This window comes from Bacillus sp. P4_E1 (genome assembly GCF_056401715.1).
Window position 1 is genome coordinate 144,381 of record NZ_JBFUIV010000006.1, and the last position, 23,658, is coordinate 168,038.

Annotated in this window: 25 protein-coding genes, 1 pseudogene and 2 other annotated features; of the genes and pseudogenes, 17 read left to right on the top strand and 9 right to left on the bottom strand. The window is 35.4% G+C overall.

Annotated features, from left to right (window positions below; all coding sequences use genetic code 11):
* Nucleotides 1–118: 118 nt before the first annotated feature.
* From AC1DS7_RS10785 to AC1DS7_RS10820, 8 genes are all read left to right on the top strand, one after another.
* Nucleotides 119–355: a YrhC family protein gene (locus tag AC1DS7_RS10785; protein WP_002034123.1), complete on the top strand. Its 237-nt coding sequence runs from the start codon at nucleotides 119–121 to the stop codon at nucleotides 353–355.
* A 147-nt stretch (nucleotides 356–502) separates the two neighbouring features.
* Nucleotides 503–1,450 (top strand): ABC transporter substrate-binding protein, encoded by a 948-nt coding sequence (locus AC1DS7_RS10790; protein WP_002015260.1) that lies wholly within the window; start codon nucleotides 503–505, stop codon nucleotides 1,448–1,450.
* Nucleotides 1,451–1,455: 5 nt separating this feature from the next.
* Nucleotides 1,456–2,484, top strand: coding sequence for a FecCD family ABC transporter permease (locus AC1DS7_RS10795; RefSeq protein ID WP_002015259.1), 1,029 nt, complete (start codon nucleotides 1,456–1,458; stop codon nucleotides 2,482–2,484).
* Nucleotides 2,471–3,289 (top strand): ABC transporter ATP-binding protein, encoded by an 819-nt coding sequence (locus tag AC1DS7_RS10800; RefSeq protein WP_002129193.1) that lies wholly within the window; start codon nucleotides 2,471–2,473, stop codon nucleotides 3,287–3,289. The genes AC1DS7_RS10795 and AC1DS7_RS10800 overlap by 14 nt, the downstream gene beginning before the upstream one ends.
* Nucleotides 3,256–3,651 carry an ankyrin repeat domain-containing protein gene (locus AC1DS7_RS10805; protein ID WP_002129192.1) on the top strand — a complete coding sequence of 132 codons (396 nt, stop codon included), beginning with the start codon at nucleotides 3,256–3,258 and terminating at the stop codon, nucleotides 3,649–3,651. Before AC1DS7_RS10800 ends, AC1DS7_RS10805 begins: the two co-directional genes overlap by 34 nt.
* Nucleotides 3,652–3,945: 294 nt before the next feature.
* Complete coding sequence (locus tag AC1DS7_RS10810) at nucleotides 3,946–4,473, top strand: GNAT family N-acetyltransferase (protein ID WP_002015253.1); 528 nt, start codon at nucleotides 3,946–3,948, stop codon at nucleotides 4,471–4,473.
* Nucleotides 4,474–4,531: 58 nt separating this feature from the next.
* Nucleotides 4,532–4,990, top strand: a complete 459-nt coding sequence (locus AC1DS7_RS10815) for a GNAT family N-acetyltransferase (RefSeq protein WP_002015252.1) — start codon at nucleotides 4,532–4,534, stop codon at nucleotides 4,988–4,990.
* Between the two features lie 110 nt (nucleotides 4,991–5,100).
* Nucleotides 5,101–5,478, top strand: a complete 378-nt coding sequence (locus tag AC1DS7_RS10820) for a hotdog family protein (RefSeq protein ID WP_002015250.1) — start codon at nucleotides 5,101–5,103, stop codon at nucleotides 5,476–5,478.
* Nucleotides 5,479–5,517: 39 nt separating this feature from the next.
* On the opposite strand, the gene AC1DS7_RS10825 is transcribed toward AC1DS7_RS10820, so the two are convergent.
* Nucleotides 5,518–6,063, bottom strand: coding sequence for a helix-turn-helix domain-containing protein (locus AC1DS7_RS10825; RefSeq protein WP_002015249.1), 546 nt, complete (start codon nucleotides 6,061–6,063; stop codon nucleotides 5,518–5,520).
* Nucleotides 6,064–6,219: 156 nt separating this feature from the next.
* Here AC1DS7_RS10825 and AC1DS7_RS10830 point away from each other — a divergent pair, with 156 nt between their 5' ends.
* Nucleotides 6,220–6,624: a DoxX family protein gene (locus AC1DS7_RS10830; protein WP_002015248.1), complete on the top strand. Its 405-nt coding sequence runs from the start codon at nucleotides 6,220–6,222 to the stop codon at nucleotides 6,622–6,624.
* A gap of 21 nt (nucleotides 6,625–6,645) precedes the next feature.
* Nucleotides 6,646–7,503, top strand: coding sequence for a VOC family protein (locus AC1DS7_RS10835; RefSeq protein ID WP_002143199.1), 858 nt, complete (start codon nucleotides 6,646–6,648; stop codon nucleotides 7,501–7,503).
* Nucleotides 7,504–7,519: 16 nt separating this feature from the next.
* Here the strand turns inward: AC1DS7_RS10835 and AC1DS7_RS10840 are convergent, their stop codons facing one another.
* The 3 genes from AC1DS7_RS10840 to AC1DS7_RS10850 form a co-directional block, all read right to left on the bottom strand.
* The gene (locus tag AC1DS7_RS10840; RefSeq protein WP_002143198.1) at nucleotides 7,520–7,834 is read right to left on the bottom strand and encodes a 4a-hydroxytetrahydrobiopterin dehydratase; all 315 of its coding nucleotides are present in this window, start codon (nucleotides 7,832–7,834) and stop codon (nucleotides 7,520–7,522) included.
* Nucleotides 7,815–9,569, bottom strand: coding sequence for an aromatic amino acid hydroxylase (locus AC1DS7_RS10845; protein ID WP_016100597.1), 1,755 nt, complete (start codon nucleotides 9,567–9,569; stop codon nucleotides 7,815–7,817). The genes AC1DS7_RS10840 and AC1DS7_RS10845 overlap by 20 nt, the downstream gene beginning before the upstream one ends.
* Nucleotides 9,570–9,731: 162 nt before the next feature.
* Nucleotides 9,732–9,959 (bottom strand) — a binding site (T-box leader).
* Nucleotides 9,960–10,010: 51 nt separating this feature from the next.
* Nucleotides 10,011–10,239 (bottom strand) — a binding site (T-box leader).
* A gap of 70 nt (nucleotides 10,240–10,309) precedes the next feature.
* Nucleotides 10,310–13,057, bottom strand: a complete 2,748-nt coding sequence (locus tag AC1DS7_RS10850) for a S8 family peptidase (RefSeq protein WP_215588504.1) — start codon at nucleotides 13,055–13,057, stop codon at nucleotides 10,310–10,312.
* A 228-nt stretch (nucleotides 13,058–13,285) separates the two neighbouring features.
* On the opposite strand from AC1DS7_RS10850, the gene AC1DS7_RS10855 reads away from it, so the two are divergent.
* Nucleotides 13,286–14,524, top strand: coding sequence for a TolB family protein (locus tag AC1DS7_RS10855; RefSeq protein WP_215588503.1), 1,239 nt, complete (start codon nucleotides 13,286–13,288; stop codon nucleotides 14,522–14,524).
* 43 nt (nucleotides 14,525–14,567) lie between these two features.
* Here the strand turns inward: AC1DS7_RS10855 and AC1DS7_RS10860 are convergent, their stop codons facing one another.
* Entirely contained in the window at nucleotides 14,568–14,690 is a 123-nt protein-coding gene (locus tag AC1DS7_RS10860; RefSeq protein WP_000071861.1) for a DUF4023 domain-containing protein, read from the bottom strand.
* Between the two features lie 72 nt (nucleotides 14,691–14,762).
* Nucleotides 14,763–15,101, bottom strand: a complete 339-nt coding sequence (locus AC1DS7_RS10865; protein WP_002143190.1) for a hypothetical protein — start codon at nucleotides 15,099–15,101, stop codon at nucleotides 14,763–14,765.
* 169 nt (nucleotides 15,102–15,270) lie between these two features.
* Here AC1DS7_RS10865 and AC1DS7_RS10870 point away from each other — a divergent pair, with 169 nt between their 5' ends.
* The 3 genes and pseudogenes from AC1DS7_RS10870 (at nucleotide 15,271) to AC1DS7_RS10880 (ending at nucleotide 16,956) form a co-directional block, all read left to right on the top strand.
* Nucleotides 15,271–15,846 (top strand): histidine phosphatase family protein, encoded by a 576-nt coding sequence (locus tag AC1DS7_RS10870; RefSeq protein ID WP_137076033.1) that lies wholly within the window; start codon nucleotides 15,271–15,273, stop codon nucleotides 15,844–15,846.
* A pseudogene (locus AC1DS7_RS10875) lies at nucleotides 15,847–16,239 on the top strand (hypothetical protein); the annotation flags it as partial.
* A gap of 216 nt (nucleotides 16,240–16,455) precedes the next feature.
* Complete coding sequence (locus tag AC1DS7_RS10880; protein WP_044442499.1) at nucleotides 16,456–16,956, top strand: DoxX family protein; 501 nt, start codon at nucleotides 16,456–16,458, stop codon at nucleotides 16,954–16,956.
* 35 nt (nucleotides 16,957–16,991) lie between these two features.
* On the opposite strand, the gene AC1DS7_RS10885 is transcribed toward AC1DS7_RS10880, so the two are convergent.
* Nucleotides 16,992–17,876, bottom strand: a complete 885-nt coding sequence (locus AC1DS7_RS10885) for an alpha/beta fold hydrolase (protein WP_476998973.1) — start codon at nucleotides 17,874–17,876, stop codon at nucleotides 16,992–16,994.
* 15 nt (nucleotides 17,877–17,891) lie between these two features.
* Nucleotides 17,892–18,731, bottom strand: coding sequence for a GNAT family N-acetyltransferase (locus AC1DS7_RS10890; RefSeq protein ID WP_113769199.1), 840 nt, complete (start codon nucleotides 18,729–18,731; stop codon nucleotides 17,892–17,894).
* Nucleotides 18,732–19,000: 269 nt separating this feature from the next.
* Between AC1DS7_RS10890 and AC1DS7_RS10895 the strand changes: the two genes are divergently transcribed.
* On the top strand, nucleotides 19,001–20,386 hold the full coding sequence (locus AC1DS7_RS10895; protein ID WP_002190719.1) for an alkaline phosphatase: 1,386 nt from the start codon (nucleotides 19,001–19,003) through the stop codon (nucleotides 20,384–20,386).
* A gap of 54 nt (nucleotides 20,387–20,440) precedes the next feature.
* On the top strand, nucleotides 20,441–20,905 hold the full coding sequence (locus AC1DS7_RS10900) for a hypothetical protein (RefSeq protein ID WP_002143183.1): 465 nt from the start codon (nucleotides 20,441–20,443) through the stop codon (nucleotides 20,903–20,905).
* 179 nt (nucleotides 20,906–21,084) lie between these two features.
* Here the strand turns inward: AC1DS7_RS10900 and AC1DS7_RS10905 are convergent, their stop codons facing one another.
* A complete protein-coding gene (locus tag AC1DS7_RS10905) occupies nucleotides 21,085–21,735 on the bottom strand; it encodes a GTP pyrophosphokinase (protein ID WP_002067312.1) in 651 nt (216 codons plus the stop codon).
* A 304-nt stretch (nucleotides 21,736–22,039) separates the two neighbouring features.
* On the opposite strand from AC1DS7_RS10905, the gene AC1DS7_RS10910 reads away from it, so the two are divergent.
* Complete coding sequence (locus tag AC1DS7_RS10910) at nucleotides 22,040–23,536, top strand: YcdB/YcdC domain-containing protein (RefSeq protein ID WP_215588501.1); 1,497 nt, start codon at nucleotides 22,040–22,042, stop codon at nucleotides 23,534–23,536.
* Nucleotides 23,537–23,658: the final 122 nt, after the last annotated feature.

Consider the following 23,658-nt stretch of genomic DNA (forward strand, 5'->3'; position numbering starts at 1 on the left):
AAAGAGCCGCGAGTAAGCGGCTCTTTTTTACTTTGGAAAACATCTCCCAGATTGGTTCTATTTACTTGTCTTTAAGCTTGATAGAATGTGATAAAGTGAGGATGGGAGTGATAAGCAGATGAAAGAATTACAAGAAAAAATAGCAGATTATACCCGGTTTGCACAAGTACTTTTAGCTATAAGTACATTTTTAATGATCGGTTTATTAATTCCAAGTGGAATAAAAAGTATGGTACAGTCTTTTGTTATGATGGGGAGTATTATTGTATTTTTAGTTCTTGCTTTTTTCTTCTTTAAGCGTGTTAGAACGATGCGTGATCAATTAGAGGAGAGCGAATATGAAGAAAATTGTTAAATAGGGCGCTACGAAAAGAAGAAATCTTTTTGTAGCGTTTTTTCATTTTTGTAGAAAATGTATGCGTTTCATATTGACAATGATAATCCTTATCAATTAAAGTAGAATAGTAGTTAATGATTATTATTATCAATTAGAGGTGAAAGAATGAACAAATCTATTACGCTGTTCACAGCGATCTTATCTATTTTTTTCTTATTAATAGGTTGCAGTGCAAAAGAAAACGAAAAAGCATCCGCAACAAAAACAGACAAAGGAACAGACAAAATCGAAATTACCGATCTCTCAGACAGAAAGATAACATTCAATAAAGTTCCTGAAAGTTTTGCTACGTTGAGTATGGGAGACATGGATATTATTCATGCTTTAGGTGGAAAAATAGTAGGTCGTCCTGATACAAAATTAACTCTCCCAGAGGAATTAAAGAAAGCACAAGTAATCGGGAATGCACATCAACCGAATTTTGAGCAAATTGCTAGTTTAAAACCGGATGTACTTGTTGCTAACAATGGATTCCAAAAGAACATTCCAACGGTCGAAGGACAAGGAACAAAAGTAATCATTTCTTCAGCCAACTCTGTAAAAGATATTCAAAAGGGTATTGAAATGTATGGAACAGTAATGAAGAAAGAAGATAAAGCAAAAGAGCTTAACCAAAAAATTAATGATCAAATGAAGAAATATGAGAAAAAGAGTGATGTTAAAGCGTTGCTAGTTTATGGAGCACCAGGCACTTATTTAGCAGCATTACCAACATCTCTATCAGGGGATATTTTAGAAAAAACAGGCGGGAAAAATATCGCAGCTAGTTTTCCAGAAATGAAAGAGTATCCGCAATATGCACAGCTAAGTGTAGAACGTATTATTGAAGCAAATCCAGATGTGATTTATTTAATTACACATGGAGATCCCAATAGTGTGAAAAAAGCATTTGAAGGCGAAATGATGAAAAATGAAGCATGGAAAAATTTAGATGCAGTAAAACAAAATCGTGTAGTTATTTTACCACCAGATTTATTTGGATCAAATCCTGGGACGAAAGTTACAGAAGCGATGGACTTTATGTATAAAAGTATACAAGATGTAAGGAAATGATAAGTATGGAGAGTAGTGAAATAGTAAGAGAAAAGGAACATCCTTTTGCGAGAAAAAGGTGGATAATAACAGTTACTTTAGTCGTATTAACTGTTCTAGGTCTTTTTTATGGCCTTTTTGCAGGGAGCTTATCTTTTTCTTTACGAGACATTATAGAAGGTATACAAGATGAAGGTTCGACAGTTCATCGAATTGTATGGGATCTTCGTATACCGAGAGTGCTCGTTGGTTTTATAGTAGGAACGTGTTTAGCTGCATCAGGAGCATTATTGCAAGGGGTTATGAGAAATCCTCTTGCAGATCCTGGAATTATCGGAGTTTCATCAGGAGCAGGTCTTGTAGCAATTATAATCATGATTTTATTTCCTCAACATATGGCATTCTTACCACTAGGAGCGTTTTTAGGAGCTTTTATTACAGCAATGGTCATTTACGCACTATCATGGCAAAAGGGGGCGCCACCTTCACGAATTGTATTAGTAGGTGTTTCAATAAACGCCTTAATTGGTGCAGCGACTTCAGCGCTAATGTTATTACATAGCGACAAAGTACAATCAGTTTTACCGTGGTTAGCTGGTGGTATTGGTGGTGTTAGTTGGGCACATTTAAATATGATTATTTACTATGCGATATTCGCTATTATATTAGCTTTCTTCGGTATTAAACATATTCGAGTATTAATGCTTGGGGATGAAATGGCAAAATTATTAGGATATAACGTGGAAAGAAGTCGGTTTTATTTAATAGTAGTAAGTACAATGTTAGCTGGAATAGCAGTTAGTGTTTCTGGTCTTATTGGATTTGTCGGTCTTGTTGTACCGCATATGTTACGTTTATTAGTTGGAAATGACTATAAATATTTACTGCCATTATCATGCCTTGGCGGTGGGATATTACTTGTTTTTGCGGATGCGATAGCTCGAAGTTGGTTCGATCCAATCGAATTGCCTGTTGGTATTTTATTGTCCTTCTTAGGTGGTCCGTTCTTCTTATATTTAATCCATAGAGGAGGAAAACAACGTGATTTCCGTTAACAAAGTGTTTTACGCACATTCTGAAAGATTTCAAATGCAAAATATGAATGTACATATTAAAGCTGGAGAAATCGTTAGTTTAATCGGTCCGAATGGATCGGGGAAATCTACTTTGCTTCGTTTAATAGCACGGCTACTTAAACAAAGCGAAGGAGACATCATTTTAGATGGGGAAAATATTTATACGATGAAGAGTGCAGATGTAGCGAAGCAATTAGCGATGTTACCACAAATGCACGATCATCAATTAGATTTAACAGTGAAAGAACTAATAGAGTTCGGAAGAGGTCCTCATAAATCATGGAGTAGTCGCTTAAATAAAGAAGATGAAGAAATTGTTGATTGGGCATTGTCTGTTACAAAGCTTGAAGGGTATGAATATCGTCTTTTACAATCCTTATCAGGAGGAGAAAGGCAACGTGCTTGGATTGCAATGACGCTTGCACAACGCACAAATGTCTTACTATTAGATGAACCAACAACCTTTTTAGATATCGTCCATCAGTTAGAAGTAATGGAACTTGTTAAACGATTAAACGAAGAGTTTGGTATGACGATTGTAATGGTTTTACATGATATTAATCAAGCGGCTCAATATAGCGATCGTTTACTCGTATTAAAACAAGGGAAGATTCAGTATGATGGCGTACCAGAAGAAGTACTATGTCATCAAATGTTTCAGCGTGTATTTGGAATTGAAGTTGATATATTCCAAGGGAGTGACAAGCCATTTTTTACACCGAAACGAATTTGTGAAAAGGGAGAAGAGAGATGCAAACAGACGAGCGTATTACCACTGAGTTAGTAAGGGAATTTGTTATGGCAGCTCACGGAGATCTAGAAAGAGTACAGGAGCTTTTGGCCGAATCACCAAGCTTACTTCATGCTTCTTATAATTGGGGTGGCTCAGATTGGGAAAGTGCCTTAGGAGCAGCGGCCCATGTAGGCCGTAAAGATATTGCTCTTTATTTACTGGAAAAGGGAGCTCGGATGGATATTTTTGCAGCAGCTATGCTGGGTGAACTTGAAGTCGTACAAGCCATTTTAGTAGCACAACCAGAGGCATTACGTGCATCTGGCCCACATGGCATCTCTCTTCTTCAACATGCACGAATGGGTGGAGAAAAAGCTCAGCGTGTATTTGAGTACTTAACAGTGCTTTCTTAATGACCGCAAAGTTCTTATGTGCGGTAAACTTTCCACTCAAAGGATTGGAAGGTTTACCGCCCGTTAGAACGGGATAAGTATCTAGTATATTTGAAAATCCTACACCCCCTCAATTGTAGTTTTCTTTATACTAGTTATGATATGGATGCAGTAGACACTCTTTTGTCTACTGCTTTTTTTTGATATAATACACTTTTATAAGATTGAATTTTCTTTCTTTTTGGTAACTTTCTTGATATGAATTATTCAACACTTACGTAGTTTGAAATATGTTGTTATGTAATGAGGTTCAAAATGATGGGAGTGAATAAAAGAGTGTTCCATACAGATCGCTTACAATTTCGCAAATATACAATGGATGATTTACCATTTTATGCTTCTTTATGGGGGGATGAGAAGGTAATGCGCTATATTGGAAATGGAACGTTAAAAACATTTATGCAATGTAAAAAAAGTTTGGAGGAGAGGGTACTTCCAAATTATAAAAATGGTCTCGGTTTATTTGTAATGATTGAAAAGGAAACAGGGATAAGAATTGGTCATGCAGGACTTGTCAAGCAGAAGGTAGATGGAAAAGAGGAAATTGAGATTGGCTATTGGCTACTTCCTAAGTATTGGGGGAAAGGGTATGCGAAAGAGGCTGCGGCGGCATTTCGAGACTATGGTTTTCAAGCATTACAAATGAATAAATTAATTTCACTTATTAATCCGAACCACCCAGCTTCAATATTTGTTGCTAGAAAAACAGGGCTTAGTTATGAGAAAACAACTTCATTTCATGAGATGGATGTTCTCGTTTATTCCATTAAGCGGGTTGGATGAAAAAAGGTGAATTGCATTTTTTGGAGAATGGTATATAAAAAATAAAGGGAGGGATTACATGTATATTTATCATAATGGACTAATTATTCGTGAAGGAACGAATGGAGTGCCAGCATATGCGATTAAGACATTATTTGAAGATGCTGGCTGGAGTAATGATAATATCCCTTCTTGGCAAATTGAAAAGTTTACGATTGCATTTGAAAATTCAACATGGGCTTTCACAATTTGGGATGAAGAAGAAATGGTCGCGATGGTTAGAGTTATTTCTGATCAAATCATGGTTGCTAACATAGTAAATTTAGTTGTGAAGTGTGAGTATAGGGGGAAAGGGTTAGGTAAGAAACTTGTAGCTCTTTGTTTACAAAAGCTTCCGCATGGCGATTGGTTTGCGCATACGTCCGCTAACAATTTTGATTTTTATAGAAGTTGTGATTTTGAAGTAAGAGAGTTATCAAGAAATGGAACATGTGCGTACTATGGGTATCAAGTGGCAAAAAAGGAAGGGCATCGATAACTTATAAGGTAATAAAGAAAAAGGATTGCTATTTTAATAATATAAACTGAACTGAGACTCATTTTGTGATAAAATAAAAGAAAATTCAGTTTATTAAACGGGGGATAAAAATGAATGTAAAAGTTGGGGATATATTTAAATACGAAAGAAGATTTACCGAGGAAGAAGTTTTTGAATTTGCAAATATTACAGGCGATAAAGGTAGACATCATATGGAATATGATGAGAATGGACGATTAATGGTCCATGGTTTATTGACTGCTAGCATTGGGACGAAAGTAGGCGAAGAGTTACATTACATAGCGAGGGAATTAGTAAGTGAGTTTATTAGACCAGTTTTTACAGGAGATACGGTTACTTGTGAATTAACTTTAACAAATATTGAGCAAATGGAAGGATATAAAAAAGTTTCAATTGAGTCAGTTTATCGCAATCAACATGAAAAGACCGTACTAGTTGGGACGAGTTATGGAATTATAAGGGAATAAAAAAGAAGCCTGTTACGAAACAGGCTTCTTTTTTATCGTTTAGTAAACACGTTTTCGATTTTCCGCATGACTAGAGATAAGTAATAATGCAGATTCTTCACCTATATTGCGAACAATATGAGGAACGCATGCATTCCAAGAGAAAGAATCACCTTCTTCTACAATCGCAATATCTTCTCCATGTTGAACTTCTAGTTTTCCGCGTAATACAAGATGACACTCTTCACCTTCATGAGCATTTGGTGAGTTTTCTTTCGGGAATCCGGCAGAAATTTCTACTAGAGATAGGCGGAGACCACCTTGCTCCGCAACATGCTCAATTCTTTGTTCATCTTTTCCATACACACTGTATTTACGCTCTTCTTTTTTTACAATTTTCAAACGATCTTTTTGTTCTAACAATAAATATGGAAGGGGAACATTTAAAAAATTAGCGATCATTTCTAAAGTTGAGATAGATGGTGATGTTTTATTGTTTTCAACCTGACTCATAAAGCCTTTAGAAAGACCTGTTCCTTCACAAATTTGGGCAATCGTAATTCCTCTACGTTGACGAATTTCACGAATCGCAGAACCGATATTCATAAAATCATGCTCCTTTTTGTAAACAACTATTTGTATCATAGCAAAAAAAAAATATTTTTTCTCATGAAAAATGAATTGACGAATAAAAATAATTAGTGTATGTTTTGTAATGTAAATAAAAGTTTTGTATAACAAAACTATAAAGGAGAGAAAGAAATGAATCAACATATTGGTAACTTAATTATTCGTATCGTGTTAGGGGTAACGTTCTTTATGCACGGTTTAACAAAATTCCAATCAGGAATTGACAATATTGCAGGGTGGTTTACAAGCATTGGTTTACCAGGAGGACTTGCATACGGTGTAGCAACAGTTGAATTAGTTGGAGGTCTATTGTTAATTCTAGGTTTAGGCGTAAGGTATATTGGCTTATTATTTGCACTTGTTATGGTTGGAGCGATTGTGAAAGTAAAATGGTCAGCTGGTTTGTTAGGAGACGGGAAAAATCCTGGATTTGAGTTAGAACTTGCATTATTAGCGATGGGTGCTTACTTATTTGTTGCGAAAGCTAATGGTTTTGTAGATAATTTCTTAAAAGAGAAAATGTTAAAGAAGAATTAATTAAAATGGGGGTATAACAAAATGGGCTTTCCACTTCATCCCGAAACAACACTTGGGGTTGTTCATTTATATGTATCAAATTTAAAGAAATCGCTAGAGTTTTATACAGAAGTATTGCGTATGAAGGTACTGGAAGAAAAAAGTACAATCGTTACGTTTGGTAATGAGGACAATGAGCCACTTCTCATAATAGAAGAAAAGGAAGACGCTCTTCCGAAGCAAAGAGGTCGAACTGGTTTATATCACTATGCAATTTTATTACCAAACAGACAAGACTTAGCAAATATTCTTCGTCATTTTGTTGAGAGAGTACACCCATTACATGGTGGGGCTGACCATTACTTTAGTGAAGCTCTTTATTTAGCTGATCCAGATGGAAACGGGATTGAAATTTATCATGATCGCCAAAAAGAAGTTTGGCATGATGAAAATGGAGAGTTACCATTTGTTAGTAACCCGTTAGACGGCGAAGGATTATTACAGCAAGGAAATACATGGAATGGGTTCCCGGCTGGTACTGTGATGGGGCACATTCATTTACATGTAGCTGACTTAGAAGAAGCGAAACGTTTCTATGTTGATGGCCTTGGTTTTGATGTAACGATTCCAGCTCGTAATGGAGCGTTGTTCGTATCAGCAGGTGGTTATCATCACCATATCGGTTTAAATACATGGCAGGGTGAAGGTATACCACCACAAATGCCAAATTCCGTTGGTTTGAAATATTTCACAATTGTACTAGCAGATGAAAAACAAAAAGAGCAAGTGTGTGAAAGTTTAAAATATATTGGCGTAGTTGCTACGTATAAAGATGGAATATTACAGGCCAAGGATCCGTTTGGACATTGTATACATTTTAAAGTGAAAGGAGAAGCCTAAAAAGGCTTCTCTTTTTTCACTTTCTTATAATAGCTTTTTCATTTTGTAAAAATAGGTCATCAAATTGCTTTGCAAGGTCAAAATCTAGTTTCGTTAAACCTTTTGCATTCCATGATGACAAAGTAATAATGACTGCTTTATACTGGATAAGGATAAATGGGTGGTGATTATGTTCTTCTGATAGTTTGGCGGCTTCAGAGACAAATTCGACTCCTTTTAAGTAGTCGGAAAACATATATTTTCTTTCAATCCATTTTTCATCTTTCACTGTCCATTTATCCAGCTTTGTTAATTCCTCTTGTACTTCTTCATTAGTTAATCGTAGCATCATTTTTCACATCCTTTACCTGCAGTAACGCAAGACCATTGTTAATAAGACGTGTTACAGATTCTTCAGTTGTGAAAGTAGAAAGTTGTTGTAATAATGCTGCTGATGCTTCGTGACCTTTGTTATGTTCTAAAAGCAATTCTAAAATTTCAAGACGAAGCAACCATTCTTTCGGATAAAATTTATTTAATACTTCTTGAATAGCTATTAATTGATCAGTATGAGTATCGTGTAAAATACTATCGTTACGTATATCTCGAACTGTTTGATACATACGTTCAAGCTTATTCAGTACAAGTGGATCAGGCGTTTCTTGTACTTCTTCATTCATCGGGAAAAATGCAGCCGCATCTGCCGCTCCTGGGAATACAGAAGTGATTTGTGAGCCGACAGCCATATCAAATGCTCCCCATGAAGGATCAAATAATAAGCGATCTTTATGAGTAACTGCACAATTTATAAAGGAGATAAGAGCAATTTTTTTATCATTCTTTACAATGTCTGTTACTGTTCCTTTTACATGAATGCCACTTGCAAAAGTAAACTCTGCACTGCTTCCAATTGTAATGCCTAATGATTGTAATTGTTCTTCTGTACAATTTTCTAATGCAATATCTCCATCTAGTAATCCGATTGGTGTCCCGAATCCATCGCTGTGCACAGATGTAGAATGATTTGCTAGTTGTTTATTATGAATTGCTAATGCAGTTGGTGAGCTTGTTCGTGTGTAAATAACTTCACCAGTATCATTTTTAATTGTCTCTGTAAATGTACCCGTAATTTGTAATCCACTACTTAGCTCAGTTGTAGCATGATTTTCGGAGCGGATTGCTTTTTCTAATCCTTCTGTTCCACCTGTTTTAAATGCCATCGTTGTAGAGAACTGCTCAAGGGCCTCAGTCAATTCTTCAAATGATTCACAAACAAATAGCTGTGGTTGCATTTTTGTTACATCATAAGTTGTCCCGGTGCAAGCTTCAATTGAGAATGGGACTTTCTTTACAGCGTTTGTTAAGCACTGCTTACTTTCACCGACAGAGGAAAGGAGACCAGCACCGTAAATTTTCGGATCATTTATATTGCCGATTAAGCCGTATTCCACTGTCCACCAGAATAAACGTGAAATTTGTTCTGCTTCTGATAAACCAGAAACTATGTTTTGTTTTTCGATTACAGCATTTTCAGCAACTGCAACTTCCTCAGGTGTAGAAGTAGGGCTTTCTTTTACGATCGTTAATGTACGAACGGCTTCAAAAGCATCATGTTCTTCTTTTGTGGAGAAAGCTTTCGCTCCAATTTGTCCAAAGCGTTTCACATATTTTGCATATGTAGAATCAAGCAAAATCGGTGCGTGGCCTGCAGCTTCATGAACGATATCAGGAGCGGGTGTATACTCGATATTTTCTACTTTACGAATATCTGTTGCGATTGGTAGTAATCCATGCCCCTGAAAATCGAAGAATGCGACGCCGGGAATAAGTCCGTCAATCGTTACGGCACCCCAGCCGCTTGGTGCTAAACAGTCATTCATTTCTTCTACTTTTGGAATTGCATCTATATTAATACCAGATGATTGTAGTCCGTTAACATAGGATGGATGAGCAACATCTTTTAAGAAGCTATGGTTTTGTCTCATAATGTAACGCCAAACAGCGTGATTCACCGGTGTGTATTGATCATAATGCTGTGTGGATACGAATGGTTTTAAATGTGATGGAATTTCTTTTTTCTTTGTCATTTAGACGTCCTCCTTTTTCTCTATAAAAATGAATACCAGTTTTGTATAGCTTGTACCACCTCCTTTCAGAATTGTAAGCGCTTATAAAATTTTATCATAACATTCGAAATTCTTTAACAACTGTTTGCGTGAGAAATAGAAAAATCCCCTATCGGAAAATCCGATAGGGGCGAAAAAATCGCGGTACCACCCTATTTGTAAGTGAAAATATACTTACAGCTCAACTAATGATAACGGAAAAATCCCGTCTTTTCCTTCATGCATAAAAGCACTACGAAAAAGAAGCTCCAGAATTGTAATTCGTACTTATATATGTGCTAATTCCCACCGACCATTAGCTCTCTGAAACAGGGATACAAGATACTACTGCGATTCTTTCAACGCGTATATATGAAGTTATTTAAAAGGGAAGGACGCAAAAAATCCCCTATCGGAAAATCCGATAGGGACGATAAAAATCGCGGTACCACCCTATTTGTAAACAATTAATTGTTTACCACTTACTTTAAGATAACGGAAAGATCCGTCTTTCTCTTCATGCATAAAAAGCATTACGGGAAAGAAGCTCCAGAATTGTAATTCACGCTTGTATATGTACTGATTCGCACCAACCATCAGTTCTCTGAGACAGGGATATAAGTCGCTACTAGTATTCCTTCAAAGCCGATATATAATTCGTTCAACTAAACTATGTTTTGTATTATAAAACTATATTTAAAAGCTTGTCAACAATAATTTTATTATCTCACTTCTAAATCGACGTTTAAATTAGACTTATTTCCAGCTGCATCGGTTGCTACAATATGAATTATATTTTTTCCTTGTTGTAATTGGTTACGATCGAAGTAAATGTCGTAACTTTTCTCCCAAGGGTTCAGGAACGCACTTTCCCACACGCCATTTCCGTTAATTTCATATTGTATCGTTACTGGATGTCCTGGAGCAACCCATCCAGATTCTGTCATCCAATCTAAAAGTATATCATCTACTTTCCCTCTAATTACGAGGTTTTCTTGATCTACTTCAGACGATAACTTCGGTGCAGTACGATCGACAAATACAGCTCCTGTTTGCTTTGTTTCTCCACCAGAGTTAGAAGCAACAGCTTCGATTTGGTATAAGCCATCAGGTAGAGGAGATCCGTCAGTTTTCGTACCATTCCATTTGAAAGATTTATAACCAGGTGTTTCATTTTTCCCTTGATGTATCATGCCTTGATATGCTACACGGTCTTTCGTAATTAAATTAGCGTGAAATGTTACATCCTCAACTGGTGTAACTAAATAGTAATTGATCAGGTTGTCATCTAGTATTTTGTCATTATTTGGACTGAAAGTAGAATTAACGATTTCAAGGCCATCAATACGCTTGTATTCTTTCGGATCGATGCTAAATGTAAATGGAATACGCATTTCTTCAGTCTTCCCTTGCTCTTTCACATATAGATTTCCCGTATATACACCTTGTGGTAAGGAGCTATCTACAGTAATAGTAAAAGGCTTTTCGATGTTACTATTAGGTTTCACACTAATAGAAGAAGAGAAAGAAGTCTGGACTTTTGTTTTTGTATCTAGTAATTCAATGCGAGTTGAAAAGTTTTTCTTTTTGTTAGAAAGATTTTGTAACGTAATATTTTGTGTTAACTTCACTTTGCCGCTATTAGGCTTAATAAGACCGAAACTTACATTGTTAGGTTTCACTAATGCATCTGTTTGGGCTGCTTTTGGAATGTTAATTAAACCAGATCCTTGTGCCATGACAGGATATGTATTTTCATTGACATCCTTTAATGTTTTTGCAGTGTTGGCAAGAGCTGCTTTCAATTGTTCTGTCGTCCAATCAGGATGCATTTGACGCAGCAGGGCAACGGCTCCCGCCACTTGTGGCGCAGCCATACTTGTTCCGTTGTGAGATTCATAGCCACCTCTTGGGACAGTACTAGTAATTTGTACTCCAGGTGCAACAATATCAGGCTTTATTAGCCAACTACCTTGTGATGGTCCTCTTGAACTAAAGTTACCAATAAGTTCTGTTTGCTTTGGTTGTCCAATTTTTATATTTTTCTTTCGTTTTGTAATTAAAGTTTTTAACTCTTCGCCATTTGTATTTGATAGTTGCATAACTGGAACAGCTAGATTTTCACGTCCAAAATATTCGGGCATAAGATTAATTTCTTTTTCGTTAGAAATTAGTAGCACGCCAAGAGCACCAGCTTGTTTCGCTTGTTCTGCTTTTACTAACGTGCTTGAAGTTCCTTGTAAAACAAGGGCGAACTTACCTTTCACATCTTGTTTAGCGTAATCACTTGAATTACCGTAGCCAACATATATAAGCTGAGCATCGTTGCCTACTTGGAAATCTGATTTTGATAACGGTAATCCTTGGTAAGATTTATTGGAACCAGCTACTTGGAATGTTGGAAATGGAATAGATACAGTAGATGCACCAACAGAGATGACACTACTTGCGTTACCAGGAGCGTCAACAGACCAAGGTTTTGGTCCATCATTTCCATTTGAGACGACTGCAGTAACACCAAGTTTTGCTGCGCGTTCTAACGTCATTGTTACAGGTTGATCAGGTACATTCAAATCTTGACCAAGAGATAGATTTAAAACATCGGCACCATCTTGAATAGCGCGCTCAATACCTTGAATAATATCTTCGGTCGTACCAGTACCACCATCATTCATGACACGGTAAGCAAGTATAGAAGCATTCGGAGCAATCCCCTTTATTTTTCCGTTACCAGCAATAATTCCTGCAACATGGGTACCGTGAACGTTTCCATCCATCGGATCATTATCCTCATCGACTGTATCATAGCCACCGATATAATTTGCTTGTAAATCAGGATGGTTATAGTCGACACCTGAATCGATAATAGCGACTTTCATCCCTTTTCCATCAAGGGATTTGCCAGTCGGATCTTTTAAATTCCAAGCTTCAGGTGCACCAACTGTAGGGCCTCCAACGTTTGGTGTTTCTTGATCTGCTAGGCTTTTTGACGTTTCATGTAATTTATATGTTAAGTTCGGATAAATTGCTTTTACTTCAGGTAAAGAAGCTAGAGCGGCAATTTGATCCCCTGGGATAGAAATAGAAAATCCAGAAAATAACGTACTATACGTTTCTTTTATGGTTGCTTTCGGTGCTTTTTCTTTTATTTTCTTTGTTGTATCCTCTTGTGCTTTTTTTAGTTGTGCATGGTATGATTGCACATTGCTATTTTGTAGGTCCGGAGCATGTTGAATGTTACTTTGTGAAGCGAGTGGAGCATGTTGCAATTCTACAATAACTGAAATTTCTTTTGATGTTTTTGTTTCAACATTTTGCGCGATTTTGTTTTCTCCCCATTGTTCAATATTTGCTTTTAACTGTGGGCTAAATTGCTTCTCTTTTTGCAGTGATTCAGCATGGGCGCTTAATGCTCCAAAGCTCGAAAAGACGAGCGCCATACTTAATAGTGTTGATGTAGTTTTCTTCATTGAAACTCCCTCTAATAAAAGTGCCAATTTTCCGAAAATAAATATTACATTTTTATCGTTAATTATAGGAACGGATGTTGGCTAAACTATACATTCGACATAATTCATACCAAACCTCTTTGAATTGAAAATTTCTTGGGAAATTTTTTGGAATTATGTCGAATGGATAATATTTGCATATAGTAAGCGGAATATGAGGAATGCTAAAGGGGGAAATGGGGGTGCTATATGAAAAGGTTTATAGTAAGTGGAATCGTGATTTTGTTCCTTTTTTTCTGTTCAAGTTCTATTACTAGCGCAGAAAACAATGGAGTAAAAGTTGCCTTTATTCGTAATCATAATCTATGGATTAAAGTCGGTGAAAAAGAAAAACAAATTATAAAAGGAGAGTACATAACAGGGCCGAAATGGTCACACAATGGAGAATGGCTTGCATATGCAAAAGGAAAGAAGCGAAATCACTTTGAACTGTATCGGCTGAAAGATGGAAAGAAAGTTACGCCATCTCAATCAGAAGCATCGAATTATCAATGGTCACCAACAGAGAATATAATTGCATTTGTATTTGCACGCACATTAAATACATTTGATGCTGAAAAAAAGAAAGTAGATTTTGAAAACGTAGCTAATGGTGTAGGTGACTATGCATGGTATCCTGATGGTAAGAAGTTTCTTGTATCATCAGAAGCGTACTTGCTTCCAACAGGATGGACAGGTGCTCAGTTATATGAAATACAAAAGGATGCAAATATGAATCCTCATAAGATGAAACATTTATATGCACTACCGAATGAGCATGATGACTTTTTAGCTTTAGTTGGAAGTGGATTTAAGTGGTCGCCAGATCAAAAATGGATTTCGTTTTTGGCAGTACCAACAGCTTCTTTGTCAGCTGATAGTAATACACTTTGCTTAATTCGAGCAGATGGCAGTCGTTTTGAAACAGTAGATCAAATGTTATTAAACACACAATGGTTCAAATGGGCACCATCAAAGAATATATTAGCCTATATTGAAGGAAGCGGGAGAGTGGCTTTAGAGAATAAGCATTTAAAAATAAAAGAATTGCCGGCTCTCCAGCAAAATACATTTACTCCAAAAGGCTATGTTGATTGGGATTTCACATGGAAGAACGATAATGTAATTATCGTTTCAAGGGCAAAGGAAGCAGAGCTATCGGTCCCTCTAGAAAAAAGACCACTACCATCTTTATATGAAATAAATAGTACAACAGATGAACAACATCAAATTACAAAGCCATCCAATAGCCAAGGCGATTATAACCCCATTTTTAGTAAGAAAAGCAACCAATTAATGTGGCTCCGTTCAAATCGTAAGAAAGCTGATGTATGGCTTGCTCATAACGATGGAAAACATGAGAAGAAGTGGATTGAAAATATAGATGTACCAGAGTGGTATTATGAGAAATGGAATTGGGAAGATGTCGTTTCGGTTACAGACGAGTAAAAAAACCTACCTGAAATATAATTTTCAGGTAGGTTTTTCAATGTTATTTATGTGTTTTATTTGGCTTTTTTTTCGCAGGGTTTCCGTTCCCTTGGCGCTTTCTATTTTGTTCATCTTTTGCTTGTTTTTCATGTAATGTATCTAAAAAGTCATTTGAGTTACTCATTTTTATATCTCTCCTTTTTTCATTCTGTCCTAATTACTATAACCATTTAGGAGGATAATCATGAGATAAAAGTTAAGCGCTTAGTTTTCTTCGGTAGTATACGTAAAATATGCCATATGTAATGAATAACATAAGTAAAACTTGTAACTCTACATTTTCTTTTAAAATAGTTGCGACAGAAGATGGTAAGTAAGGTGATGTATTGCTCGTTCCTAAACCTAACCATTTGTTTAAGAGGTTCATGATACAAAATATGAAAACACCAGACCAGCTGGCGATAATTGCTTTTTGTTTAATTTTTGTTTCACGCTCATCATCTGTAATCCAAGGATTAGCAGTTTTATCACTATTAAAAAAGCCATTTATGTATCCCCATATGACCATTCCCATAAAGACGATAATCCATTTCATATTTGTAATCCTCCTCTTCTTGTAAAAAGTGTTTTACATATATAATTGTAATATTTTTCAAACGTTAGTGTCAAACACTTTTTACATTCTGCTTTTTAAAATAGCAGGAGTAAAGAAAAAAATAGGGAAGAAATATGTGAGACTATTTCCTAGTGAGAGGAAGAGGAGAATGAAGCTTATTTTTGTTCGGCATGGTGAAGGTGAACATACGAAAGATTTACCATTAAGTTTACAAGCAGTGAATCCGCCATTGACGGGCGTGGGAAAGAAGCAGGCTAAATTGCTTCAGTGCGATGTACCATTACAAGAAAAGGATATATTAATCGCTAGTCCTACACTTCGAACTTTACAAACTGCGACAATATGGAGTGCGGAAGTTGCTTGTCAAAAAATTGTTCACCCATATATATCCCCGCGTATTTTTCCTTATCGGGAATCCGCCAAAACATTACCGTGCGATCAATTGTTAGATCGAAAGATAATACAAAATTTATTTCCACATTTTTCGTTAGAAGAAAGTAGAAATGAATTGTTATGGAATGAGGGAGTCAATATCATCTCGGAGATGGAATTTCAGCAAATAGTAGATGAATTTCTGCACTGGTGCTATCAGTTAAAAGCAGAAAAAATTTGTATCGTTGCACACGATGGCACAATTACAGCGTATAGGCAATATTTACATAAAGTCGCTTTAACTAGAGCTGATTTTTTGAAAGAAACGGGTATATATGAAATGGACTTATAGGAGAGGAAATTTGTAATGGAAGAGTTAGGAGAAGATGTGTACGACTTAAATGAGCCGAGAGTATACTTTAGCGTAGCGGAAATTAAGTAATATGCAAAATTGCATATTACACATATTGTAAATGGTTGGTATAAGTTTGGGGAGTTGAAACTAGTAGAATCCTTTTTACATAGTGGTGTAAAATCATATGTTGGATTGATAGATTATGTAGATGGAAATGTAGCACTTATGTTTACAATACGCCTATTTTACGGGTTTATTAACCATGACAAAACGTTAGAAGAAGTTGTTCGAGAAGCGAGATTAACCGATGAGGAGACATGTACATTTCGAGTATATAAACAATATGAAACGGATTTATTCTATATTCGAATGAATGCGTTTCACATTTAACTCACAGTTTTTTTACATTTTCTTCAATGAAAATGATTATCACCTGTGGTATGATATGTTCAAGTTTTTACAGGTAATAAAAGTTACTATATAAACGTTAGTATTTAATGTTTTTTATGTATGTCACAAATTATTCACGATTAATGTTTTAAAAGTAAGTAACTAATGTTATTATATTATCTGTAACTGACTTAATTACAACTTTAGGAGGAAGATATGATTATTCAATTTTTAAGAGAAAACAAAGCAGTCTCTTTTGTATTAGCGATAATTCGAGTGTATCTTGGTTACACATGGGTAATGGCTGGAATCGGTAAATTACAAGGGAAAGGCTTCGATGCAACTGGTTATTTACAAGGTGCAATTGAAAAATCTAAAGGAGCACAACCAGCTGTTCAATCTTGGTGGGCATCATTTTTACAAGATTTTGCAATTCCAAACGTTGATTTATTTAATACACTTGTGACGTGGGGAGAAATTTTAGTCGGAATTGGTTTAATTGTAGGCTGTTTAACAAAAACAGCGGTCTTTTTCGGTCTTGTAATGAACTTTTCCTATATGTTTAGTGGGTCAATTGGTGTAAACCCTGAAATGGTTATCTTATCCATGTTCGTTCTTGTTTCTGGTATAAATGCTGGAAAACTTGGAATTGATGGCTTAGTTATTCCAAAAGTACTAGGATCAAAAATTCAAAAACGCCAAAAGCAAGCTGCTTAATATATGAAACGGGTATCTCAAAATGAGATACCCGTTTATTTTTCAGCACTTATAGGATTTTTCTCGAAGAAATCTTTTACATACCCTACAAATTCTTGTGGCTCTTGACGAAATGGAGCATGATAACCTTTTTCAATAATATGGAAAGTGCTATTTTTTAAGAATTGATGATAAGTTTCTCCTTCTTTCCAAGAAACGCTATTATCATTTCTTCCCCATATAATTAAAGTTGGTTGCTTGATTTCAGTTGCATTGATTTGAAGACGCCTAGGCCATAATTTCATTCTATTATAATGCTCTTCATCATTACGCTTGAATTTAACTTTGCTCTCATCATAATCTGCAATAGAAGAAACGGCACTTAAATCAGTCGACAACTTTGGTTTTGGTGAACCTTGTTTATTAACGAACGTATGAGGGCCGCCTGTAGCATCAGTTAAAATAAGGTGGGTAACCGCTTCGGGGTATAAATATGTTAAATTAAGAGAAATTTCTCCGCCCATAGAATGTCCCAGTATTGCGAATGAGTCGTACCCTAATTTTTTCATTAACTTATAATACAAATTTGCATGAGTTGGGAAAGAATAATAAAAATCCATCGGTTTAGAGGAACGTCCGAATCCTAAAGCATCAACAGAAATAATCGTATGATCTTTTGCTAAATCTGAGTAAACCTTTTGAAAACCATTGGATGATCCTCCAAATCCATGGATCATAAGTAAAGGTGGTTTTTCATCACCAATCTTTTTAAAGTAAATCGTTTGACCATCTATCTCTACCATTTTTTCCTCGGTAGTTAGTTTCGCTGTAATTGTATTTTTAACTTGTTTTTCTTGTTCTACTGGCTTTTCTGCTGCACTACATCCTACTAATAGTGTAAGAGTAAGACAACCTACCATAAAATAGCTAAATCGCTTCAATTAGGTGTCCCCTTTCTAACATAACGCTGCATCTATCATAGCAAATAGTATATTACGATTTCCAGGAAGTTGATTACCGTTCTTTATCATAAGAGGTGAAAGGAGCGTTTCCTGGAAATTTTCTGTTTGAAGAAATTGACGGAAAATGAATTGTGAGTGCGGAACATCAATGCGTATTGTCCCATTCCACGAGTTGCAAATTATTTCTAATAACTGAATAGCGTCTTTTTCTTTTTTTGAAATAAGCGGAGTGATACATAGTACATTTCCTTTTTGTATGCATAAAGCAAAAGCATCTATTTGATTATCCCGCTCTATTTTAAAGGAGTAAGTTGCTCTCGATAGTAGTGATAAATAAAGCTTAGAACGATCTGCACCAGTCGCAGTTTGATCAAGAAAAATGAGAGATTGAAGATCGGCTTGCTGAATTTGTTTTATGGGAAAAGAATTTGTACTTATATGAGCCGCTTGTTTTTCGAAACGATGAATTGTTGTTATTGATTGAAATCCATAAGATTCATATAAGGATTCACCAGCTTTTGTTGCAATGAGCGTAATAGGGAGCGATGGATAAGTTACTTTTAAGCTATTGTTTAACAAAATACGGCCAATTCCTTTTCTTTGAAAATCAGGATGCACGATTAACATACCGATAGAAGAAAATCCAGGGGCAAACGAAAAGACCCCGCCCGCTGCAATAAGTTTATTCTCATGTACATAGCCAAAAATTGTGCCAATGGAAAGGTACATATGGAATTGCTCTTTCATAAAACTCTCATGCTGTAACCACCCAACTGATTCGCAAAGAGAGAGTAAATCTGGAATGGAAGATTCGTCTAGTTTTACTGTTTTCATAAAGTTCACCATATTTCTATTTAAATTAGAAAAAATAAGAATAATATTAAGAAATGTAAAATAATAGGTTCGTATTAAAAGAAATCCAACATGTTTATATTTATCTTTGTAAAGGGGAGTATGCTTGATATGAAAAGACAAACTTATACAAATTATAACTTAAATTTACATAAGTTAACAAAAAATTTACATATAACTCATTTTCTCTTAACAGTCTTCTATTAAATTTGATAGTGGGAAATGAATAACCTAATTAGGGGGACAAGACAGTGAAAAAGTTTGTAAAAAAAGCATGGCCATTTGCAGTTGTGGCGTCGTTAGCAGTTACTTCGGTAGCAACATGGAATTTTACGCGTTCTAGTGAGGTTAATGCAGATGAGAACGGAAACAATGCAAAAATTAAAAATGTCATTGTATTAATTGGGGACGGTATGGGGCCTTCATATATGACAGCTCATCGTTATATGAAAGATAATCCAAAAACATTTGAGATGGAATCTACAGAATTTGATAAGCATCTTGTAGGAACACAAAAAACATATCCAGAAGATGAACATGAAAATATTACAGACTCTGCATCGGCAGCTACTGCGATGTCAGCAGGTATAAAAACATATAACGCAGCTATTGCAGTAGATAATGATAAAGCTGAAGTGAAAACAGTATTGGAGCAAGCGAAAGAAAAAGGGAAGTCAACGGGACTCGTTGCAACTTCTGAAATTACGCATGCAACACCAGCTGCATTCGGTGCACATGATATTAGTCGTAAAAATATGGACGCAATTGCAAATGATTACTTTGATGAAAAAATTAAAGGTAAGCATAAAATAGATGTTATGCTTGGGGGGGGCGTAAAGAACTTTGTTAGAAAAGACCGCAATCTTACAGAAGAATTTAAGAAGTCTGGTTATAGTTATGTAACAGATCGTAATCAATTATTAAATGATAAAAGCGATCAAGTTCTTGGCTTATTTGCACCAGGTGGTTTAGACAAAATGATTGACCGTACTGACAAAACACCTTCATTAGAAGAGATGACAAATGCAGCGATTGAGCGCTTGAACAAAAATAAAGACGGTTTCTTCTTAATGGTCGAAGGTAGTCAAATTGATTGGGCTGGACATGATAATGATATTGTCGGTGCAATGAGTGAAATGGAAGACTTCGAAAAAGCGTTTAAAGCAGCAATTGAGTTTGCGAAAAAAGATAAGAACACATTAGTTGTTGCAACTGCAGATCATTCTACTGGCGGATTATCTTTAGGTGCGAATGGTGAGTATAATTTTAAAGTAGATCCGATTAAAGCTGCGAAACGTACGCCAGACTTTATGGCAAGTGAGATTGTAAAAGGTGCAAATGTAGAAGAAACATTGAAAAAGTATATTGATCTACAATTAACACCAGAAGAAATTAAAGCTGTAAATGATATAGCTCCATCAAAAGATGTAACAAAGATTGATAATGCAATTGAAGATATCTTCAATAAGCGTTCGGTTACAGGTTGGACAACGGGTGGACATACAGGTGAAGATGTGAACGTATATGCATTCGGACCAGGTAAATACTTATTCTCTGGCGTTCAAGAGAATACAAATATAGCTAAACGTGTCTTTGACATCGTTGGCGGTGGCGATCCGAATAAAGGAAGACGCTAATTATAAATGAAAGTGAGGCGAAATGCCTCACTTTTCTTTTTAGGAGATGGAAAGATGAGATTTTTTTTAGGGAAATTAAGATTCCTTCTAGTATTCGTATTATTGCTAGTTGGATGTCAATCTCAAGAGAATAATATAGAACAAAAATCTGCTGGGAAAACTGAGGAAAAGGTACATATAACGAAAGAAGAAGAGAAATCCATTCAAGATGTTATTGAGGCATTTGTACGGACGACGAATGAAAAAAATCTTGCTGAGCATATGGAGTTATTTTCAAAGAAGATGCCTAGTGCTGAAGACTTAAAAACACAAAAGGAAGCGGCATTTCAAAAGGGAAATAAGAAAATAGAATTGGAACATATGAATATGAAAGCTCTTAAAGGTGGGCTTGTTATTGTTGAAACGGAGGAAAAAGAAGTAGATGGAGGGGTTACTCTCCAAAAGAAAATGCAGTATGCACTTGGAAAAGAAGACGAAGGGTGGAAGATTGAAGAGGTTCGTACGATAGAGAAGAAATAAAGTGAAACTTTAATCAGTGGGGGTTTTGTCCATCCCCCACTGATTATTAGTTGAACCAATCGGGCTTTTATGGGCAGTTGATCGCCCACCTAACTCCTTCGCATTCGCAGAATTTTGAGGTGGGAGTCTTACTGCCCGCAAATAGCGGGATAAAAAGGTTCTCATAGGAGAGAACCTTTTTATAGTGGTAATAAAATTTGATTTGAACATGCTTCAATGTCATCAATATCTTGACGGATTGTTGCCATCTTATTATCGAGGTCTTCAGCTTTCATAGCAGCGTCATGTAGTTCATCTTTCAAATAGTCAGGTATATTTCCTTCATATTTGTAGTAAAGTTTATGTTCTAAACTTGCCCAAAAGTCCATGGCAAGTGTACGTAATTGAATTTCTGCAAAGACATCTTTCGTACCAGAATTTAGTGACAATGGATATTTAATAATCATATGCAAACTTTTATAGCCATTTCCTTTTGGATTAGCAATATAATCTTTTACTTCTACAATTTCCATGTCTCCACGATTTTCAATAACTTTTTTTAAATGATAAATATCTTCTACAAAGCAACATGTAATACGGATGCCAATAATATCTTGTAATTGTGTTTGAGCATTTTCAACTGTTGGTGATAAGTTTTTACGCTCAAGCTTCCTAATGATACTTTCGGGTTGTTTAAGTCTTGTTTTTATATGTTCAAACGGGTTGTAGTCTTCTAAAAATTGAGCTTCCCGGTTCATAATTTCAAATTTAGTTTTTAACTCTTCTAAAGCGAATGTATAAGGTAATACAAAAGCTTTCCAGTAGTTAACTGTTGATTGGTTATATTCCATTTCTATACACACCTTTTCTTATTTACAAGTGAAGTTGTTATTATACTAAACACCAAATCATGTAGGCGCAAGCAGCAAATGATGAGATCATAAAGCGATATTTAGTTTTCATCTTTTCAACCCCTTTCAAATGAAATTATATATGAATAAACGTCATTGTTAGTAATTTCACTATGTACAATTCTTATAGTAATAGATTCATGTGAAATTCGTATGAACTAATTGTTTCAGTTTTTTGTCTTTTTGATAATGGCTTTTGGTTTTGTTTGTTATAATTACCTTAAATTGTAATAAAGGAGAGGGTATGATGAATCCAAAAGATAAAAAAAGAAAAGAGCAAGTGGCCCACATTATTGAAATTCCAGATGAATATAGGCTTGTTGTAGATGATCAAGAAGGAGTGGATGATCCGTATCATCTATTATGGTGGGGGCATAAAGAGGATGAGGAGAAAAAGATACAAATTACATTAAATAGGCATACTGGTAATTTATTCGAATTCAGGATAGATGATGAAAATTATTTTTCGAGTGATAAAGAAGTGATAGAGGAGAATAAGGCAAGAGAGATTGCAAATGTATTTATAAAAAAATATGTGGAAGAAGAATTAGAATTTTATACATATGTGTCAGTTAAGGATGACTGGCGTGGTTGGAAAGAAATAAATTATATGCAGGAAGTGAATGGATATCCATTGCCGAATACAGGATGTGTTGTGCGAATTCATCCTTCAGGTAATGTTGTGCATTTTCATTACAATGGACAAAAAGCTATAGGGAAAAAACCGTTATGGCCAATTGAAATTGTTGAGGAGAACGTCGTTTTAGAAACTTTGAGAGCTAGACAAGATATGAGACTTGTATTTGTGGATTTAACACATTCTTCATGTAAATATGAAAATGGTGAGGAAGTAAAAGGCTATCATCTTGTATATGAACCAGAACCTAGTCATGCGTTTATTGATGCAAGTACAGGTAAAGGTTTATTTGACCCAGATCATTATAAATTGCCTCCAACTGTAGCTGTTGAAAAACCGAAAAAAGGTAGTCAACAAGATGATATATTCGATTTATTTGACTGGGATAAAGAAAGTTTTACAAAAGTGGCTGAGACAGAAAATGAAGATGGAATAAGGATGAAATTTGTTTCGAAAGAGGAATTACAAAAACAGAAAGAAGAAAAGAATCCATATTTAATGAATGAATTTTTAAAAAAGCATTTACCGATGTTAAAATATAATAATTTAGTTGGCATTACGATTGATAAATCAACCAAGGAATTAATTGGTTTTATAAAACTGGCAGACGATAAAGAAGTAAAACAAATACTGTCTAGAGAGGAATGTTTACAAAAAGCACTTCAATTTTTAGAACATGTTATTCCAGATGTTACACAATATCTTCGCCTTTGGGATGAACGTGACGAAGATGAAGGGATTGAAAGATTTGTCTTTTCAGTATATGTGAATGAAATTCCGGTAGAGTATAGGGAATTCATGGTCAACATTAATACAGAAAATGGTGCTGTGATGCATTACTCGGGAAAGCCTAGCAATATAATAGAAGAGTTACTTGCACATGAAACAGCACCAAAAGTAACAAAAGAAAAAGCGTTAGAAATATATAAAGAGGTCATTCGAGTAAAATTAGAATGGTGTATAGATCATGATGCAGAGGAAATGAAATATAAACTGCTGTATAAACAAACGAGGAGTGAAAATCATAAAGAATCCGTCGATTGTAGTCGGAAAATTCGTTACATAGATGCGCATACTGGAGAGAAAATTTGGAGTGAATATTAGTAAAAGCCAATCGATACGTTTCGATTGGCTTTTACTATGTTTATAGAAAAATTTAATGATTAGCGTTGAGTGGTTTAAGAATGCCATTAAGTTAAGAGTTCCATATTTACATCGTACAGACA